Consider the following 1,433-nt stretch of genomic DNA (forward strand, 5'->3'; position numbering starts at 1 on the left):
CTAATGCCAGTCAGTTAAGCTGACTGGCATTTTTCTTTTTGGCGGGGTACTTACTTGGTTTGGGTTTAACACATCGTGGATATAACCTATCCTCTCGCCGTGGTGGGAGCACATAGTAAGTCAGTTGATTGATAAGATTTTCATACAATACGGGCAGCTTCCCGGGGCTTGTAAGCCCTGTTGTTAGAAGGAATGCAATCACTGCGCTAGAACACCCGCTGAAGCTTAGTTGATTAGGCCAGATACCTTTGCGTGAAGCGGCTTCAGTCATTGCTACTCTTATTAGATTATAAGCCAGCAGTAATCCCCATAATTCTTGTTCAACCATGTCAGGCCGTTTACTTCGAAGCGTGTATTCACTGTTCAATAATGTCTGCTTCATTTCACGATACCCTAACTCTATCTCCCATCGATGACTGTATAAGTCTACAATCTCGTCACTGGGATAACGCATCACATCGGTAAGTGATGTAAGCATTCGACACTCTTTTCCCTTAATTTTCTTCGTAATTAGGCGCGCTTCAATTTCATTGGGAAGCGTGGCGAGCTTCTTTCTCGCTTGAGGTGTGGTTGTTAGTTTTACCCGCTTATCTACACGGCTATAACTCTCTAATACTTCAAACTGGAGGCCTTTTCTGGCGGGTATCATCCAGTGTCTTTCTTGTCCTTCACTATGCCATTGGTGGAGTAAACCCAACGAATAAAAACCACGGTCAAACATAGTGAGCGAGTGGTTAGGCGTGTCTTTAATTAGCTGTTCTGCTAGTACCATCTCGTTAGACTTATACTTGTCAAATACACTGTTTATAAGTTGATGACTTGTCAACTCCATCTGGCAGACCATACGAATCTGAGGAAAGGCTGTATCGCCATATTGTGTGCTGCCAGAGCCATATTTTTCTCGGTTCTCCGCAGTATCAGCCGTTCGCCATACGACCCCATCGACACCAAGTAAATTCAGGCCGTTCCATGTTTCGAATTCACTCTGTTGATACCAATGTTTCGCCATCTTTTTAAATGACTGTTCAACGGCTTCAGTTCCTAGACGCTGCCGCGCCTGAACCATAGCGCTTGGCGCTACCAGCGGAGCTTTACCGGGCAATGCAATATCCATCTTAGTAGCAATATTCCACACTGATTCTTGCCTAAAAAGACTCATTCCCATGACACACCACATTACCGACTCAAGCGGTAAGCGACGCTTTCTAACGGTTGCAACACCTGCTTCAACAAAGGCCTCATCGATAATTGAAGGGTCTAAGAAAGTTGAGAGCTTTTCAAATGAGTGAAACTGGGTACTGGCGTTGAAAGCAGTATCTAACGCTGTTTTGATATCCATAAAAAAATCCGATGGCAAATGCTCATCGGATTTTTACATCTATAAAAGATCGGTCAACCGATCGCTAAAACTTTTCTTAACTGATCGGCATTAG

1 protein-coding gene is annotated in these 1,433 nt (G+C 44.0%); it reads right to left on the reverse strand.

The genetic code is table 11. From position 1 onward, the window contains the following. Positions 1–10: 10 nt before the first annotated feature. Positions 11–1,339: an IS4 family transposase gene (locus LHL20_RS20905; RefSeq protein WP_226434688.1), complete on the reverse strand. Its 1,329-nt coding sequence runs from the start codon at positions 1,337–1,339 to the stop codon at positions 11–13. Positions 1,340–1,433 lie beyond the last annotated feature (94 nt).

The organism is Alteromonas sp. McT4-15, assembly GCF_020515205.1.
Taxonomy (GTDB): domain Bacteria; phylum Pseudomonadota; class Gammaproteobacteria; order Enterobacterales; family Alteromonadaceae; genus Alteromonas.

Coding starts and splice junctions, on each gene's coding strand:
- LHL20_RS20905 (WP_226434688.1), bottom strand. CDS start 1,339: ATGGATATCAAAACAGCGTTAGATACTGCTTTCAACGCCAGTACCCAG.